This window comes from Halomonas sp. M4R1S46 (assembly GCF_025725685.1).
Classification (GTDB): Bacteria; Pseudomonadota; Gammaproteobacteria; order Pseudomonadales; family Halomonadaceae; genus Halomonas.
On the sequence record NZ_CP107008.1, the window covers coordinates 2,862,070 to 2,877,906 of the forward strand.

General features: G+C 70.0%; 14 protein-coding genes. 6 read left to right on the plus strand and 8 right to left on the minus strand.

Features of this window, described 5'->3' with window-relative positions; genetic code table 11:
- Positions 1-16 precede the first annotated feature (16 nt).
- The 4 genes from OCT48_RS13420 to OCT48_RS13435 all read right to left on the minus strand — a co-directional run bounded on the left by OCT48_RS13420 (position 17) and on the right by OCT48_RS13435 (position 3,776).
- The gene (locus OCT48_RS13420) at positions 17-631 is read right to left on the minus strand and encodes a 2-dehydro-3-deoxy-6-phosphogalactonate aldolase (protein WP_263589637.1); all 615 of its coding nucleotides are present in this window, start codon (positions 629-631) and stop codon (positions 17-19) included.
- A gap of 41 nt (positions 632-672) precedes the next feature.
- Positions 673-1,680: a 2-dehydro-3-deoxygalactonokinase gene (locus OCT48_RS13425; protein WP_263589638.1), complete on the minus strand. Its 1,008-nt coding sequence runs from the start codon at positions 1,678-1,680 to the stop codon at positions 673-675.
- 112 nt (positions 1,681-1,792) lie between these two features.
- A complete protein-coding gene (gene dgoD, locus OCT48_RS13430; protein WP_263589639.1) occupies positions 1,793-2,941 on the minus strand; it encodes a galactonate dehydratase in 1,149 nt (382 codons plus the stop codon).
- Positions 2,942-3,008: 67 nt separating this feature from the next.
- Positions 3,009-3,776 (minus strand): FadR/GntR family transcriptional regulator, encoded by a 768-nt coding sequence (locus OCT48_RS13435; RefSeq protein ID WP_263589640.1) that lies wholly within the window; start codon positions 3,774-3,776, stop codon positions 3,009-3,011.
- Between the two features lie 301 nt (positions 3,777-4,077).
- Here OCT48_RS13435 and OCT48_RS13440 point away from each other — a divergent pair, with 301 nt between their 5' ends.
- The 3 genes from OCT48_RS13440 to OCT48_RS13450 all read left to right on the plus strand — a co-directional run bounded on the left by OCT48_RS13440 (position 4,078) and on the right by OCT48_RS13450 (position 6,623).
- A complete protein-coding gene (locus OCT48_RS13440; RefSeq protein ID WP_263589641.1) occupies positions 4,078-4,647 on the plus strand; it encodes an antibiotic biosynthesis monooxygenase in 570 nt (189 codons plus the stop codon).
- 76 nt (positions 4,648-4,723) lie between these two features.
- Entirely contained in the window at positions 4,724-5,884 is a 1,161-nt protein-coding gene (gene argE, locus OCT48_RS13445; protein ID WP_263589642.1) for an acetylornithine deacetylase, read from the plus strand.
- Between the two features lies 1 nt (position 5,885).
- Entirely contained in the window at positions 5,886-6,623 is a 738-nt protein-coding gene (locus tag OCT48_RS13450) for a glutamine amidotransferase (protein ID WP_263589643.1), read from the plus strand.
- A gap of 67 nt (positions 6,624-6,690) precedes the next feature.
- Here the strand turns inward: OCT48_RS13450 and OCT48_RS13455 are convergent, their stop codons facing one another.
- Both OCT48_RS13455 and OCT48_RS13460 read right to left on the minus strand, forming a co-directional pair.
- Positions 6,691-7,689, minus strand: a complete 999-nt coding sequence (locus OCT48_RS13455) for a DMT family transporter (RefSeq protein WP_263589644.1) — start codon at positions 7,687-7,689, stop codon at positions 6,691-6,693.
- A 120-nt stretch (positions 7,690-7,809) separates the two neighbouring features.
- Positions 7,810-9,528 carry a DEAD/DEAH box helicase gene (locus OCT48_RS13460; protein ID WP_263589645.1) on the minus strand — a complete coding sequence of 573 codons (1,719 nt, stop codon included), beginning with the start codon at positions 9,526-9,528 and terminating at the stop codon, positions 7,810-7,812.
- 637 nt (positions 9,529-10,165) lie between these two features.
- On the opposite strand from OCT48_RS13460, the gene OCT48_RS13465 reads away from it, so the two are divergent.
- On the plus strand, positions 10,166-10,615 hold the full coding sequence (locus OCT48_RS13465) for a YaiI/YqxD family protein (RefSeq protein ID WP_263589646.1): 450 nt from the start codon (positions 10,166-10,168) through the stop codon (positions 10,613-10,615).
- 98 nt (positions 10,616-10,713) lie between these two features.
- Here OCT48_RS13465 and OCT48_RS13470 read toward each other — a convergent pair whose 3' ends face one another.
- Both OCT48_RS13470 and OCT48_RS13475 read right to left on the minus strand, forming a co-directional pair.
- On the minus strand, positions 10,714-11,718 hold the full coding sequence (locus OCT48_RS13470; RefSeq protein ID WP_263589647.1) for a glutathione S-transferase family protein: 1,005 nt from the start codon (positions 11,716-11,718) through the stop codon (positions 10,714-10,716).
- An 81-nt stretch (positions 11,719-11,799) separates the two neighbouring features.
- Entirely contained in the window at positions 11,800-12,714 is a 915-nt protein-coding gene (locus OCT48_RS13475; protein ID WP_263589648.1) for a LysR family transcriptional regulator, read from the minus strand.
- A 99-nt stretch (positions 12,715-12,813) separates the two neighbouring features.
- Here OCT48_RS13475 and OCT48_RS13480 point away from each other — a divergent pair, with 99 nt between their 5' ends.
- Both OCT48_RS13480 and OCT48_RS13485 read left to right on the plus strand, forming a co-directional pair.
- Positions 12,814-13,665: a pirin family protein gene (locus OCT48_RS13480; RefSeq protein WP_263589649.1), complete on the plus strand. Its 852-nt coding sequence runs from the start codon at positions 12,814-12,816 to the stop codon at positions 13,663-13,665.
- A gap of 217 nt (positions 13,666-13,882) precedes the next feature.
- Positions 13,883-15,580: a peptidoglycan DD-metalloendopeptidase family protein gene (locus OCT48_RS13485; protein ID WP_263589650.1), complete on the plus strand. Its 1,698-nt coding sequence runs from the start codon at positions 13,883-13,885 to the stop codon at positions 15,578-15,580.
- The last annotated feature ends 257 nt before the right edge of the window (positions 15,581-15,837 follow it).

The following is a 15,837-nucleotide window of genomic DNA, read 5'->3' on the forward strand; positions in this document are numbered from 1 at the left end:
CTCCTCTCGGGGCGTGTCAGAGTGCCTGCTGCCAGGCCGTGACCAGCGCGCGGGTCCGCTCGCTCACCTCGGCGGCCGTCAGTCCCGGCGTATAGAGGGCGGTCCCCAGGCCCGCCCCGTGCACGCCGGCGGCGCGCCAGTCGGCGAAGTTGTCGCTGCCGATGCCGCCCACCGCATAGAGCTCGGTGCCCGCGGGCAGCACGGCCATCATCGCCTTCATGTTGGCGATACCGACCTGGGAGGCGGGGAACAGCTTGAGGCCGGAGGCCCCCGCCGCCAGGGCCGCGAAGGCCTCGGTGGGGGTGACGATACCGGGCAGGGAGACCATCCCGAGACGCCGGCTCTCGCCGATCACCGCCTCGTTCATGTTCGGCGAGACGATCAGGCGACCGCCGGCGGCGTGTACCTCGCGCACCTGCTCGGCCGTCAGCACGGTGCCGGCCCCCACCAGGATCTCCTCGCCGCCGCGCTCGGCAGCGTGCGCCGCCAGGCGGCGGAGGCTCTCCAGGGGCTCGGGCGAGTTGAGCGGCACCTCGATGCGGGTGATGCCGGCGTCGATGACGGCTTCGGCGATGGCGATGACCTCGTCCGGCGTGACGCCGCGCAGGATGGCGACCAGTGGCAGGCTCATACAAGCTCCTTGCAGTCTCGGGGCGGCCGGGCGGCCGCGCCTCAGGGGGTTGCGGGCGGCGTGGCGTGGTGGATGCGCCCCAGGCCGGCCAGGATCATGTCGGCATTGGCGTGCTCGTCGACCACGAAGCCCCGGTGCTCGAGGGCGATCCGGTAGCGCCGGCACAGCGCCTCGGCACCGATCAGCACGACGGGGCTGCCGGGGGCCAGCGTTGCGGTGGCACCGGCCAGCTCGAGGCCCAGCACCAGGCCGGACAGGCGCGCCGCCAGCCTTTCGCCACGCCGGGCATCGCGGGGCAGCGAGGCATCGAGCAGGTCCCGGGCCCGGATGCCGAACAGCTCGGCACTCAGGCGCTCGGGCGAGGCCATGGCGGTGTCGATGCCGTCCAGGTAGGCCGCGCGCTGCGCCGCGTCGTCGAGGTCATCGGCGTGAAGCGAATGCTTCAGCACCGAATCCCGGCTGAGCAGCTGGTAGAGCTCGCCGCTCATGAAGGTGGTGAAGCCCGTGATGCGGCCCGCCTCGAGGCGCACCCACTTGGCGTGGGTACCCGGCAGGCAGACGGCGCCGCTGAAGTCGGGATGGCCGGCGACCAGGCCGGACAACTGGGTCTCCTCGCCGCGCATCACGTCGAAGGCCTCGCCGCCGTCCGGCGCGGCGTGCCGACAGAGCCCCGGCACGATCCGCACGCGCAGGCGGGCATCGCGGGTGGTCACCGGGGTCAGCTGGCCGCCGAGACGCCCGAGGGTATCGGTCGCCCCGGCATCCAGCGGCAGGTAGGCGGCCTCGACCCAGCCCTGGCGGGCCCCGGCCATGCCGCACACCAGCACCTCGGTCGGCCGGTGCCCCGCCGCCGGCGGCAACCAGTCACCGATCACCGCCAGCAGCGCCCCCTCGAACTCGTCAGCGGCCAGGCCCAGCATGCCGCGCGGCGCGCTGCCCTCGGCGATGACCCGGTCGTCGGCATCCAGCGCCCAGGCCCGCAGGTTGCTGGAGCCCCAGTCCACGGCGATCCAGGCCGGGGAGACGCTCGCGTCGGCCGAGACGCTCATGCTCGTCCTCCATCGACCACCAGGGGCTGGCCCTTCGGGTCGCCGAAGGTCGGGTCGTTGAAGCTGACACTCATATCTCTCCCCTCACTCTTCACTCCTGACACCTCGCGTCTTACCACTCGGCCACCGAGCCGTCCTCGTGGGTCCATACCGGGTTGCGCCAGCGGTGGCCCACCTTGGCGCGCTCCTCGACGAAGGCCTCGTCGATCTCGACGCCCAGCCCCGGCCCCTGGGGAATGGCGCAGAAGCCATCCTCGATGGCCAGCGCCGACTTGTCGACCAGGTAGTCGAGCACGTCATTGTCCTTGTTGTAGTGGATGCCCATGCTCTGCTCCTGGATGAAGGCGTTGTGGCAGACCGCATCCACGTGCAGCGAGGTGGCCAGGGTCAAGGGCCCCAGCGGGCAATGCGGCGCCAGGGCCACGTCATGGGCGGAGGCCAGGGCGGCGATCTTGAGGCCCTCGCTGATGCCCCCGCAGTGCGAGAGATCCGGCTGGACGATGTCGATCATGCCGTCGGCCAGCAGGTCGCGGAATTCGAAGCGGGTGTGCAGGCGCTCGCCGGTGGCCAGCGGGTAGCCCAGGCCGCCGGCGATCTGCTTGAGGCACGGCAGGTGCTCGGGGGCCACCGGCTCCTCGACGAACATCGGGTGGAAGGGCTCCAGCTCGCGCAGCAGGGCCTTGGCCATCGGGCGATGCACGCGGCCATGGAAGTCGATGCCGATGCCGACGTCCGGTCCCACGGCGTCCCGGGCCTCGGCGACCCGGGCCACGGCCTCATCGACCTTGCGGTGGGAGTCGACGATCTGCATCTCCGGCGTGCCGTTCATCTTGAAGGCGGTGAAGCCCTGGTCGACCAGGGCACGGGCGCCGGCGCCCACGTCGCCGGGCCGGTCGCCGCCGGTCCAGGCATACATGCGCATCCGGTCGCGCACCGGGCCGCCCAGCAGCTGGTGCACGGGCACGCCCAGGTCGCGGCCCTTGAGGTCCCAGAGCGCCTGGTCGATGCCGGCGATGGCCGACATCAGGATCGGGCCGCCACGATAGAAGCCGGCGCGATACATCACGTTCCAGAGGTGCTCGATATGGCGCGGGTCCTGTCCGACCAGGTAGTCGGAAAGCTCGTGCACGGCCGCCTCCACCGTGGCGGCGCGGCCCTCGATGACCGGCTCGCCCCAGCCATAGCAGCCCTCGTCGGTCTCGATCTTGAGGAACAGCCAGCGGGGCGGCACCTGCCAGGTCTTGAGTCGGGTGATCTTCATGGGGTGGGTCCTCGGGTGGGGCAAGTGGCGATGGCCGCGCCGTGGCGCGCCGTGGCGCGGCCGCGGGTCAGTCGTTCAGCGAGGCCGGACGCGTCAGCGGGCGCGTGCCGGGCTCGACGCCGAGGTCGGCGGCGGTGCGCGCCAGGACACGCTCCGTGGCGTCGCGAGCCGCCTCGGGATCCCGCAGGCGGATGGCGTCGAAGACCTGGCGATGACGCTCCAGGCTGTCGTCCAGGGAGCCGGCCTGGTGATGGGAGTGCTGGATCAGGGCGATGATGGAGGGCCGCAGCAGCAGTCCCATCTGGCGCCAGACCAGGTTGTGGCTGGCGCGGTAGATGGCATCGTGAAAGGCGACGTCATGGTCGGCATGTTCCTCTCGACGCGCCGGGTCGGCGGCAGTGTCGCACATCCCGACCAGCGCCGATTCGATCCGCGCCAGGTCCTGGCCCGTGGCCGCCAGGGCGGCGAGCTCGCTGACGAACGGCTCGGCGGACAGGCGAAAGGCGAAGACCTCCCGGACCAGCTGCGGATGCGGCGCCTCGAGGCCGGCCATCCACTCGCTCATCTGCGGGTCGAGGAGATGCCAGTCCTCGATATCGCGCACCATCGTGCCGCGCCCCGCGGTGCGCTCGATCAGGCCGCTGCCGCTCAGCTCGGCGAGGGCGTTGCGCACGCGATTGCGACTGGCCGAGAAGTGCTCGCACAGGTCCCGCTCGCGGGGGAAGGTCTCACCGCTCGCCCATTGGCCCGACAGGATGGCATGCGCCAGCGTGGTGGCCAGGGCCTGGGCCCCGCCGGCGTCGGGCGGCAGCGGAAGCTGGGATAGCGTCGTCAAGGGTGATCTCCGAAATATCCGACCTTACTATATAAATGTCTGACATTTCTTTCAAGCTCCCCTGCCTGCCGGCCGACTAGACCTTGGTCGCAACGGTCCGGCGGCGGGCGGGTCGCACAACGACCCGCTGAGGACATGCCCCACTTCCAGACGACCATTCCATGGAAAGCCAACCTTTCAGACCAACAGAGTGGATAAAGATTGTCTTCTAGATTATTCTCCCGCCTCGACAGCGGAGACACCCCTCGGCTGTAGCGTCGGCGGCCCTACCCGGGCCGCCTGACCGATCAGGAGAACCACCATGTCCTCTGACCCCGTCACCCTGATGGTGGCGCGTCGCGTGGCCCGCGGCCGCTACCGGGATTTCCTCGCCTGGCTCGACGAGGGCCGCGCACTGGCCGCGGACTTCGGCGGCTACCTGGGCTCCGGCGTGCTGGCCCCGCCCCCCGACGATGACGAGTACCAGATCATCTTCCGCTTCCGCGACGCCGAGACCCTCGCCACTTGGGAGCACTCCGCCTCGCGCCGGGCCTGGCTGGCCCGCGGCCAGGGCCTGTTCGAAGCGCCCCAGGAGCACCGCGCCACTGGCCTGGATCACTGGTTCCAGCCGGCCGGCGGCGCCGCACCGCCGCGCTGGAAGCAGGCCATCGCCATCTGGCTCGCCTTCTTTCCCGTCTCGCTCGGCTTCCAGCTGCTGTTCGGCGAGGCCCTGGCGGACCTGCCCCTGGTGCCGCGGGTGCTGGCCAGCACCCTGATGCTCACCCCGGTGATGGTGTTCCTGTTCATTCCCCTCTCGACCCGGCTGCTGGGGCCCTGGCTGCGCGGCGAGGTCGCACCCCTGCCCCGCCTGGCGCGCCTGCTGAGAGCCTGAGTGGCGCCGCGGGCCATCTCCCTATCCGGGAGAGGCATGGTAGGCTGGCAGTCGTTTCCCCATTCGGAGCCCGACCATGACCGACGCCGCTCAGCTCCTCGAGACCCTGGTGGGCTTTGCCACCGTCTCGCGTGACTCGAACCTGGACCTGATCGCCTTCGTCGAGGACTATCTCGACCGCCACGGCGTCGAGCACTGGCGCGTCGACAACGACGACGGCACCAAGGCCAACCTGCTGGCCCGGATCGGGCCGGCCGTGGAGGGTGGCGTGGTGCTGTCCGGCCACACCGACGTGGTGCCGGTGGACGGCCAGCCCTGGTCCAGCGACCCCTTCGTGCTGCGCGACGGCGGCGATGGCCGCCTCTACGGCCGCGGCACCTGCGACATGAAGGCCTTCATCGCCTGCGCCCTGGCCGAGGTGCCGCGCTGGGTGACCCTGGACCTCGAGCGCCCCCTCTACCTGGCCTTCTCCTACGACGAGGAGGTCGGCTGCCTGGGCGCGCCGCGGCTGATCGAGCGGCTGCTGGCCGACCATCCCCGGCCGGCGGCGGTGTTCGTCGGCGAGCCGACCCTGATGCAGCCCGTGGTGGCCCACAAGGGCAGCACCAACCTGCGCACCACCGTGACCGGCCGCGCCGCCCACTCCAGCCAAGTCAACCAGGGCGTCTCGGCGATCCACGTCGCCGCCCGCCTGGTGACCCGCATCGAGGACGTGATGGCCGAGCTGCGTGCCGAGGGCCGGGTCGACGAGGCCTTCAACGTCGCCCACTCGAGCCTGCACGTGGGCAAGATCGCCGGCGGCACCGCCATCAACATCATGGCCCGGGAGTGCAGCTTCGACTGGGAGGTGCGCCACCTGCCGGGGGATCGCTTCGAGGACCTGCTGGCTCGGGTCGAGGCCTACGCCGACGAGTTGCAGGCCGAGATGCATGCCCGGGCGCCGGAAACGGGGATCCGCACCGAGCGCCTCACCAACACCGTGCCCGCGCTGGCCGATGACGACAACGCCGAGGTGCTCGCCCTGTGCCGGGCGCTGGTCGGCGAGGTACCCTCCGGGGCGGTGGCCTATGCCACCGAGGCCGGCCAGTTCCAGCGCGCCGGCCTGTCCACGGTGATCTGCGGCCCGGGCAGCATCAGTCAGGCCCACCAGCCGGACGAATACCTCGAGATCGAGCAGCTCGAGGCCGGGGTGGCCTTCATGCAGGCCCTGGGGCGGCAGCTGGCGGAGGCCCGCTGAGATGCCGCGACTGCTGATCGTCAAGACCGGTGATACCTTCGAGGACGTGGCGCGGGTCCACGGCAACTTCGAGGAGCTCTTCCTGGCCGTGCTGCGGCCGCTGGCCAGGCGCCATCCCGCCCTGTCCCTGTCGGTCTTCGATGCCCGCCGCGACGGCGCCCCGCCCGCGCTGGACACCCTCGACGGCCTGGTGATCACCGGCTCCCATGCCATGGTCAGCGACGCCGAGCCCTGGAGCGAGGCGCTGCTGCCCTGGTTGCGCGAGGCCATCGACCGGGATATCGCCATGCTCGGCGTCTGCTATGGCCACCAGTTGATGGCCGCGGCCTGCGGCGGCACGGTCGGCTTCCATCCGGCCGGCCGGGAAACCGGCACCCAGGCGATCACCCTGACCGAGGCCGGCCGCGGCGATCGCCTGCTGGGCGAACTGCCCACCACCTTCACCGCCCAGCTGACCCATGCCCAATCGGTGCTCGAGGCTCCGCCACGGGCCGAGGTATTGGCCCACAATGCCCATGACGCCTACCAGGCTTTGCGCTATGGGCCCCGGCAGTGGAGCGTGCAGTTCCATCCGGAATTCACCGCCCCGGTGATGCGCGCCTACCTGAGCCACCAGCACGAGGTCCTGGCCGAGCAGGGACAGGATGCCGACAGCCTGATCGAGGCCGTGACACCCGCGCCCGCGGCCTCCTCGGTGCTGCGGCGCTTCGCCGAGCGGCTGATCACCGGCGAGCTCTGAGCCAGACGACGACGCCCCCACCGTCATCGACAGGGGCGTCTCGTCGCCGCATCGACGGCACTTCGTCTCAGTGGCGCTCGCTGCCCGGCTCCCCGTGGCCTGTCGCCTCACCGGCCTCGGCGGCACTCTCCTGCTCGGCGAGCTTCTGCTGGAGACGCTGGGCGTCCGGGGCCCCGGCGGCGGCCTTGCGCCGCTGGCGATACAGGTCGCGCAGGCCGCTGAGCAGCATGGCGGCGACGATCAGCCCCCCGCCCACGAAGGCCAGCAGCGTCGGCACCTCACCGAGCCAGGCCCAGACCAGCAGGGTCCCGACCAGGGTCTCGAGCAGCATCACCAGGCTGACCTCGGCCCCGGGCAGGTAGCGTGGCCCGGTCTGGATCAGGAAGTAGGCGGCGGGCAGCAGCAGGCCCATCAGGGCGATGCGCTGCATGTCGTCGGCCGACGGCAGCTGCACCCCGCCCAGCGGGATGGCGGGCAAGAGCATCGCCAGGCAGCCCAGCGGCAGCACCACCGTGGTGTCGACCCCGCGCTGGCGGTCGCCCTTCTGGACGCTGGCCACGGTGGTGTTGATGGCGATGGCGGCCGGCACGAACAGCGCCACCGCCAGGCCCAGCAGGCTCCCCTGCCCGACCTCCCCCGCCGCCATCAGGCTCGCCCCGGTCACGCAGATGCCGATCACCACCCAGGTCTGGCGACGTAGCCGCTGGCCGAAGCACAGCAGGCCGATCAGCCCGGCGACCAGCGGCGCCAGGTTCATCATCACCAGCACGTTGCCGGCGGAAGTCAGCCGGTTGCCGATGACGAAGGCCCAGGCACTGCCGGCAAAGGCCAGCGGACACCACCAGATGGCGGGCCCGCAGGCGCGCAGGGCCGCGGGCAGGGCGCGCCCGTAGCGCAGCGCGGCAATGGCGAGCAGCACCCCGCCCAGCAACAGGCCCCGCCAGAACATGAAGGTGGCGACGTCCACCTGGGTGTCCTTGACCAGCAGGGCATCCGGCGACAGCAGGAGCACCCCGGTCATGGTGATCAGGTAACCGCGCAACCGGAACGGCAAGCGCTTCCACATGCGTGCTCCCTCCCCATGGGCAATGAAGGGTATCGGCGATCTCAACGACAGCAGGCCGGGGGAAGCCCCCGGCCTGCTGTCGTTACGGGCATCGCCGGGGAAAGACCCCGGCGACGCGGCTCAGGCCCGCTCGCGGCGGGGCACCGGGTCGTCGTCGCGGCGACGACGGGGAGCGCGATCGGGGGCACGGTCCTCGCTGATCTCCAGAGGACGACCGGCCACCCGGGCACGCGCCATCTTGGCCAGGATGCTGGACGGCAGGCTGTTCGGCAACTCGACGACGGAGAATGCATTGCGGATGTCGATCCGGCCGATGCGGTTACCCTCGATGCCGCCCTCGTTGGCCAGCGCGCCGACCAGCTGGCCGGGCTTGACGCCGTCCTTGTGGCCCACGGAGACGCGGTAGCGGGTCATGCCCTCGCTGGGGGCACGGTCGCGGGGACCGCCCTCGCGACGCGGCGCCTTGCCGTCACGCGGGCTGCGCTCGTTGCGCTCGTTGCGCTCCTTGCGCGGCGCCTGGAGGCGGCCGATGGGCGCCTCGTCGGCCCGGGCCAGGGCGGCGAAGGCGCAGGCCAGCTCGACGGGGTCATGGCCTTCCTCGACCAGGCGCTCCACCAGGGCCCGCTGCTCGTCGGCGCCCTTGGTCAGGGAGGCGACCACCCGGTGGTGGAAGACCTGGTCGCGATGGGCGCGGATGGCGGCCTCGTCGGGCAGCGGCATCTCGCTCATCTTCTGGCCGGTGGCCTGCTCCAGCCAGCCGACCTTGCGGCTCTCGCGGTTGCCGGCGAAGGTGATCGCCACGCCGTCGCGGCCGGCTCGGCCGGTACGACCGATGCGGTGGGTATAGGCCTCGGAATCCTGCGGCAGATCATAGTTGATGACGTGGGTGATGCGCGGCACGTCCAGGCCACGGGCGGCCACGTCGGTGGCGATCAGCACGTCGACCTTGCCGCGCTTGAGGCGGGTGATGGTGCGCTCGCGCAGGCTCTGGTCCAGGTCGCCGGACAGGCTGGCCACGTTCACGCCGCGGGCGGAGAGCTGCTCCATCAGGGTGGTGCAGGCCGCGCGGGTCCGTACGAAGACGATGGCGCCGTCCACCGGCTCCACCTCGAGGATGCGCGCCAGGGCTTCCAGCTTGGCGCCCCCGTCGATGCGCACCCGGCGCTGCTCGATGTTCTCGCCGGTGGTGGTACGCGACTCGATGGCCACCTTGACCGGCTCCACCAGGTAGCGGTTGACGATCCGCTCGATCTCGGTGGGCAGGGTGGCGGAGAAGAACACCCGCTGGGCGTCGGTCGGGGTGTCGGCCACCACGCGCTTGACGTCGTCGATGAAGCCCATGCGCAGCATCTCGTCGGCCTCGTCGAGCACCAGCGCGGACAGGCCGTCGAGCTTCAGGCTGCCGCGGTCCAGGTGGTCGATGACCCGGCCGGGGGTCCCGACCACGACCTGGGCGCCACGCCGCAGGGCGCTGAGCTGCTCGCGGTATTCCTGGCCACCGCACAGGGTCGCCACTTCCAGCCCCTTGAGGTTCTGGCCGTACTTGGAGAACGACACGGCCACCTGCTGGGCCAGCTCGCGGGTCGGGGCCAGCACCAGCACCTGGGGCACGCGGCGCGTGAGGTCGAGCCGCGAGAGCAGCGGCAGGGCGAAGGCAGCGGTCTTGCCGGTGCCGGTCTGGGCCTGGCCCAGCATGTCGCGGCCTTCCAGCAGGGCCGGAATGGTCTGTGCCTGGATCGGCGACGGGGTCTCGTAGCCGAGGGTCTCGATGGCGGAGAGAACGTCAGGCAGCAGGGCCAGATCGCCGAAGCTCGGCGAGGCGACAGAAGTCGAGGTCATGAATCACACCTTGGTAGGCCGGCATGGCCGGCGAAAAACATCATTGGCGCCCCTGACGCGGTCAACACGGTCAGGCCCCTGCACGCGGCAAGGCAACTACATCGGAGTCGGGGACGCCGGTCGCACCTGGCATCCGGTTGACACCTGCTCGGCAGGCGAACCGTCGTGGCGACCGTCTGCGCCGAACTCGCCCGGGTGGCGAATTCTCGTTGGCGCTCCATCTTCACAGTTCGAACGCGCGGGGCACGGGGCCCGGCGTTTTGCGATCATCGCGCTCACCTGGCGTGAGCGCGTCGCATCGTCATGATGGTGGGGTCAGCACATGCGAGGAGCGCGCATGTTACCATCGTCGCGCCGAGCTGGCCAGCCTTTTCCATTTTCCCCGCTATCGCCATGGGGCGTGACGAGGGGCGCCGCGGACAGGTCGCAGAGGGGGTCCTACGCCATGGGTGAGGAGGATTCCTCCGAACGGGCTGGCCAGGGATGGCCAGCACCGGACCTGCAAGCGGAGCGGGACGCGAGAGCGCCGCAGGGCGTCGGTAGCGCCCACGGAGGGGTTCACAGCGCCCCCTCGTAGACCTGTCGACGGATCAGCCCCGAGCCCCTCTCAATCCAATCACATCTTCGAGGAGCCCACATGCCGAACCTCTGGGTCGACGCCGATGCCTGCCCGCGCATCGCCCGCGACATCATCGTGCGCGCCGCCGAGCGTACCGCCACCCCGACCACCTTCGTGGCCAACCACCAGGTCCCCCTGCCGCCCTCGAAGTGGGTCAAGGGGCTGGCGGTGAGCCACGGTTTCGACGCCGCCGACGACGAGATCGTCGAGCGCCTCCAGCCAGGCGACCTGGTCGTCACCTCGGACCTGCCGCTGGCCATGGCCGCCATCGAGCGCGGCGCCAGCGTGATGACCAGCCGCGGCGAGGCGCTGAACGAGAGCAATATCCGCGCCCGGGTGCAGATGCGGGACTTCATGGAGACCCTGCGTGCCAGCGGCGAGCACACCGGCGGGCCCAAGGGCTACTCCGACGTGGACCGCCGTGAGTTCGCCAATGCCCTGGATCGCTGGCTGGCGAAGCAGAGGTAAGGGAGAGAAGTAAGGAGTAAGGAGTATGGCGTATGGCGTATGGCGTATGGCGTATGGAGTAAGGGGTTAACCCCTTACTCCTCACGCCTCGCCCCTCATCACCCCTTCTCGCGAATCCCCCGACCCGGCAGGCGTTCGCGGTCATGGGGGCGGTCGAGGTCGAGCTGCGGGCCGGCGGGCACGATGCGGGTCGGATTGATGGTGTCGTGGCTGTAGTAGTAGTGGCGCTTGATATGCTCGAAATCCACCGTCTCCCGGATGCCCGGCCACTGGTAGAGCTCGCGCAGGTAGTTCGACAGGTTCGGGTAGTCCTCGATGCGCCGCAGGTTGCACTTGAAGTGGCCGTGATAGACGGCATCGAAGCGCACCAGGGTGGTGAACAGGCGGATATCCGCCTCGGTGAGCCACTCGCCGGCCAGGTAGCGCCACTCGGCCAGCCGGGTCTCCAGCCGGTCCAGGGCCGCGAACAACGCCGCGACGTGCTTCTCGTAGACGTCCTGCTCGGTGGCGAAGCCGGCCTTGTAGACCCCGTTGTTGACGTGGTCGTAGACATCGGCATTGACGGCATCGATGGTCTCGCGCAGATCCGCCGGATAGAAGTCGAGCCGGTTGCCGGTGAGCTCATCGAAGGCCCCGTTGAGCATGCGCACCAGATCCGCCGACTCGTTGTTGACGATCCGGCCGTCCCGCCTGTCCCACAGGGCCGGCACCGTGACGCGGCCAGTGTAATGGGGATCGGTGAGGGTATAGAGCTCGCGATGGTAGTCGACGCCATTGAGCGGATCGCCGCTGGAGCCCTCGTCCTGGTGGTAGGTCCACCCCTGGTCGAGCATCAGCGGGCTGGTGTGCGACACGCCGATCAGCCCCGCGAGCCCCTTGAGGCGCCGCATGATCAGCGTGCGGTGGGCCCAGGGGCAGGCCAGGGACACGTAGAGGTGGTAGCGCCCCGCCTCGGCGGGCCGACCCGGCTGGCCATCCGGTCCCGGTGCCCCGTCGGCGGTGACCCAATCGCGCAGCTTCGCGGATTCGCGAACGAACTCCCCGCCGTGCTGCTTGGTGTCGTACCACTGGTCATGCCATTGTCCGTCGATCAAGAGCCCCATCTCGGCCTCCTCGCTACTGGTAAGGGTTACCTCCAGCGTAAGCCAATAAAATCGAAGCTCAAGCGCACAATTTGCCGACAATCATTCGATCTTTTCGAACCGACTCGGAGGCGCGCAGGCCGTGACGGCTTCCTGCAGATGCCCGGCCATGGCTCGGGTGGCCGGCCCGGCACGGTCCTGGTCGCGATGGATCAGCTGGATCGGCACCTCGCGCACGCCGCCGGCCGCCAGCGGCAGCGGCTTCAGGCGCCCGGCCTGCAGGGCGTCGAGGATGCGGGTCTCGGGCACCCAGGCGAAGCCGAGGTTGCGCTCGAGCATGTCGATGGAGGTGTCGAGATGGCTCACTGTCCAGCGCTGCTCGGCCTTCAGCCAGCCGGCATCCAGCGACTGGCGCTGGGCGGAATCGCGCACCACCAACTGGCGGTACTGCTCCAGGTCACGCAGGTCCAGCACCCGCCCCAGGCGATGCAGCGGATGGTCGGGGTGGGCGACGGCGATGAAGCCGACCGTCACCAGTGGCTCACCCAGGAAGCCGCGGGCGGCCAGGCCCGAGACCAGCAGGTCGGCCTGGCCGTCCTGGAGCATCTCGACGCCGCCGTTGAGCACCGTCTCGTGGAGCTGTACGCGCACATGGGGATAGGTCGCGGAGAACGACTCGAGGGCCCGGGCCAGGGCGTCCGGGGGAAAGATCTGGTCGATGGCCAGCACGATCTCCGCCTCCAGCCCTTCGGCCAGCCGCGTGGCCACATCCTCCAGGGAGTCGGCGTTCTCGATCAGCTGGCGCGCCCGGCGCAGCAGCATCTCGCCGGCCTCGGTCAGCCGCACCTGGCGCCCCACCGGCTCCAGCACCGCCACGCCGAGCTGCTCCTCGAGCTTGTGCACCGCATGGTTGAGGGTCGAGGGGCTCTTGTGGATGGCCTCGGCGGCGCGGGCGAAGCCGCCATGGTCCACCACCGCGGCGAGCATCTGCCACTGGGCAAGGGTGACGCGGGACATTTTCGAATTCCTCGAACAGATTGCGCGAAATGATGCGCTTAATCTTCGAAAAAATCGGCCTAGAATGCCAGTCATCGATCCCCTGACAGGAGACAAGCCATGCCGGCCAGCGCCACGACCCGCCGCATCGCGCGGCGGCTAAGCAGCCAACCCAGCCAGGACGGCGACGGCGTCGCGATCCGCCGCCTCCACGACTTCGGCGGCGGGCTGGATCCCTTCCTGATGCTCGACGAGCTGGAAGCCGCCGCCGATGACGACGACATCGGCGGGTTTCCCCCGCACCCGCATCGCGGCATCCAGACCCTCACCTACGCCCTGCGAGGCGGCCTGCGCCACGAGGACCACCTGGGACACCACAGCAGCATCGGCGCCGGCGATGCCCAGTGGATGCACACCGGACGCGGTATCATCCACGGCGAGACGCCCTTCACCGACGAGCGGGGCCTGCATGCCTTCCAGTTGTGGCTCAACCTGGCGGCCCGGGACAAGCTGTCCACGCCCACCTATCGCGATGTCCGCGCCGCCGAGATGGCGCATCTCGCCAGGCCCGGCGCCGAGCTCATCGCCCTGGGCGGCGACTGGCGGCTCGCCGACGGCGAGACGACACGCGGCCCCCTCGAGGCCCTGGCGGGCCGGGGGGCGGTGGCTCACCTGCGCCTCGCGGCCGGCGGCGGCCTCGAGCTGGAGAACGCCGCGACCACCCTGCTGGTGTTCGTCTTCGACGGCCGCCTGGCGGTGGCCGACGAGGCCGTCTCGCGCGGCGAGCTGGTGCGCCTCGGCCCCGGCGAGCGGCTGTCCCTCGCCAGCGATAGCGGAGCCGAGGCCCTGCTGCTCGCCGGTGAGCCCCATGGGGAGCCGATCGCCCACTACGGCCCCTTCGTGATGAACCATCGCCATGAGCTCGAACAGGCCATGCACGACTATCGCGATGGCACCTTCACCGCCTCCTGACGTCGTACCCCGGGGGTTGCCAAGCCGGCGCGAGTCGTGTCATCGTCGGTCTTAGTAAACAGTGTTCGCTATCGAACCGCCGGCCCCTCACTGCCTGAGGCAAGGGGCTCGGCGGATTACTGTATGGGTGTACAGACTAGGCACTCTAACCATCATAGGTTATCGTTCTATTGCCTTTTTCTATGTTCTATACACCTTTTTTATTACGGCCAATCACATGATGCGAATCCTCCATTCGCTGCCCCGCACGCACAAGTTACTGTTGTTACCCGTTGCCACCATGGTCACTGTGCTGGGCGCCCACAAGATTCTCACCTCGGTCGAGGATGCCCGGCATGACCGGCACCCCCTAGACACCGTCCTGGTTCCCCTCGACGCCAATGCCTCCCCGGGCGTGCCCTCGCTGTCTCTCGATCGCGAACCGGTCGCCAAGGCCATCCAGGTGGCTTCCCGGGCCATGGATGCCACCCGCGAACCCGTGCCCCTGTCGCAGTTGACCGCCTCCGAGATCGTCGACCTCGACTTCATCGAGACGGCCCGGGCCAGGCCGGCGCTTGCCGCGGGCGACGACGCGCAGCGCGAGGCCACGGACACCGCCTCCTCGGGCCTGGACGAGGGCGCCCGCCACATGGCCATCGTGCTCGGCACCGTGGCCAGCGGCATGCTTGCATCCAACGAGCGCCTGGTGGCCGACGCCACCTCCTACGAGGAGGTCTCCGAGGACGAGCTCGAGCTGTTCGACGAGGGCCCGATCCTCTTCGAGGAAGAGATCGCCGCCAACGAGCCCTATGTCCCCGAATGGCAAACCTACACTGTCCAGCAAGGCGATACCTTCGCGATCATGGCCCAGGAGCACCTGGGCATGGGCTACAGCGAGGTCATGACCCTGCTGGAGGCGATGCCCGAGCCGCGCCTGCTGACCCACTGGCGGGTCGGCAGCCACTTCGAGTACCAGCTCGACGCCGAGGGCGAGCTGCTCGCCCTGCGCCTGATGGAGAACGCCCGGGACGGCTACCTGGTCGAGCGTGGCGAGCAAGGCGTCGACGTGGCGACCATCGAGCGCGCCGGCGAGGCCACCCAGCGGCTCTATGCCGGGACGGTCAGCGGCAGCTTCGCCCGCTCGGCACAGGCCACGGGCCTGACCAGCGCCGAGGTGGTCGAGCTCGCCCGGGTACTCGAAAAGAAACTGGACTTCCGCCGCGACACCCGTCGCGGCGATCGTTTTCAGGTGCTGGTGGAATCCGACATCATCGACGGCGAGAGCCTCGACCCGCGGGTGCTGGCGGTCAACTACGACGGCGCGCGCATGGATCTGACCCTGGTGCGCAACCGCGAGGACAACCGCTTCTACACCCCGGATGGCGCCAGTCTCGACCCGGCCTTCGACCGGCGGCCCTTCGCTGGCCACTACCGCCTGAGCTCGCCATTCAACCCGCGTCGCCACCACCCGGTGACCGGGCGCATCAGCCCCCACAAGGGCACCGACTTCGCCATGCCGAGTGGCACGCCGGTCAATGCGCCCGCCGACGGCCGCGTGGAGAAGGTCGGCAATCATCCGGCGGCCGGCCGTTACATCGTCGTCCGGCATGACAACGGCTACAAGACCCGCTACCTGCACCTGTCGCGGCCGCTGGTCAGTCGCGGCGACCGGGTGACCCGCGGCGAGCGCATCGCCCTGTCCGGCAACACCGGCCGCAGCACCGGCCCCCACCTGCATTACGAGGTGCTGGTCAACAACCGCCAGGTGGACGCCATGAAGGTCGAACTGCCGGAGAGCCAGAGCCTCAGCGGCGATGCCCTGGTGGCCTTCCAGCGCCAGGCCGAGCCGGTGCTGGCGGCACTGCAGAGCGGCGAAACCGGCACCACGGTGGCCAGCACGGAAGCCGAGATCAGCGAGTCCGACGACGAGAGCTGAGCCCGCTCCGGCCCTCATGACGACGCCCCGCCCGTGCGGGGCGTCGTCGTCCGAGCCCCCGCCGGTCAGCCAGCCGACTCGCAACGACCCTCGAACATCGGGTAGGGGGTCATCTTCATCTCGGCACCTCCCAGTCGGCCTGCGAGCCCCGCCACCGCACGGGCCCGCCTCCTGAGTTCAGCATAGCCGCCCCTGCCCTTCCGCCCCTCCGTGGCCCCTCGCGCCTGTGCAGCGGCCTGCGGCCCGGTACACTGGCG

Excerpts from the sequence above, each read along its gene's own strand:
- OCT48_RS13420 (WP_263589637.1), bottom strand. The coding sequence starts at position 631 with ATGAGCCTGCCACTGGTCGCCATCCTGCGCGGCGTCACGCCGGACGAG.
- OCT48_RS13425 (WP_263589638.1), bottom strand. The coding sequence starts at position 1,680 with ATGAGCGTCTCGGCCGACGCGAGCGTCTCCCCGGCCTGGATCGCCGTG.
- dgoD (WP_263589639.1), bottom strand. The coding sequence starts at position 2,941 with ATGAAGATCACCCGACTCAAGACCTGGCAGGTGCCGCCCCGCTGGCTG.
- OCT48_RS13440 (WP_263589641.1), top strand. The coding sequence starts at position 4,078 with ATGTCCTCTGACCCCGTCACCCTGATGGTGGCGCGTCGCGTGGCCCGC.
- argE (WP_263589642.1), top strand. The coding sequence starts at position 4,724 with ATGACCGACGCCGCTCAGCTCCTCGAGACCCTGGTGGGCTTTGCCACC.
- OCT48_RS13450 (WP_263589643.1), top strand. The coding sequence starts at position 5,886 with ATGCCGCGACTGCTGATCGTCAAGACCGGTGATACCTTCGAGGACGTG.
- OCT48_RS13455 (WP_263589644.1), bottom strand. The coding sequence starts at position 7,689 with ATGTGGAAGCGCTTGCCGTTCCGGTTGCGCGGTTACCTGATCACCATG.
- OCT48_RS13460 (WP_263589645.1), bottom strand. The coding sequence starts at position 9,528 with ATGACCTCGACTTCTGTCGCCTCGCCGAGCTTCGGCGATCTGGCCCTG.
- OCT48_RS13465 (WP_263589646.1), top strand. The coding sequence starts at position 10,166 with ATGCCGAACCTCTGGGTCGACGCCGATGCCTGCCCGCGCATCGCCCGC.
- OCT48_RS13470 (WP_263589647.1), bottom strand. The coding sequence starts at position 11,718 with ATGGGGCTCTTGATCGACGGACAATGGCATGACCAGTGGTACGACACC.
- OCT48_RS13475 (WP_263589648.1), bottom strand. The coding sequence starts at position 12,714 with ATGTCCCGCGTCACCCTTGCCCAGTGGCAGATGCTCGCCGCGGTGGTG.
- OCT48_RS13480 (WP_263589649.1), top strand. The coding sequence starts at position 12,814 with ATGCCGGCCAGCGCCACGACCCGCCGCATCGCGCGGCGGCTAAGCAGC.
- OCT48_RS13485 (WP_263589650.1), top strand. The coding sequence starts at position 13,883 with ATGATGCGAATCCTCCATTCGCTGCCCCGCACGCACAAGTTACTGTTG.